Source organism: Burkholderia sp. SIMBA_051 (genome assembly GCF_046534915.1).
Lineage (GTDB): Bacteria > Pseudomonadota > Gammaproteobacteria > Burkholderiales > Burkholderiaceae > Burkholderia > Burkholderia ambifaria.
Map to the genome: position 1 here is coordinate 1 of NZ_JAWRXS010000992.1, position 230 is coordinate 230.

The 230-nt window shown below is 60.4% G+C and carries 1 pseudogene; it reads left to right on the forward strand.

The window, feature by feature from the left end:
* A pseudogene (locus tag SB771_RS37460) lies at positions 1 to 230 on the forward strand (methyl-accepting chemotaxis protein); the annotation flags it as partial.

Genomic DNA, 230 nt, shown 5'->3' on the forward strand with positions numbered 1-230 from the left:
GGCGCATAGCGGCGGGAGACCTTGGTGTGGTTTCTGGTGCAGTTGGCGCCCCGGCTGGGAGTGTGCTGTCGTCAATGGGCAGTATGCAGGCAAGCCTCGTCAAGCTTATAGGTGAAGTCCGTACCGCGGCCGATAGCATTGCCACTGGATCCAGTCAGATTGCATCTGGCAACGTTGACCTTTCGTCCCGCACGGAACAGCAGGCGGCCTCTCTCCAGGAGACAGCCTTG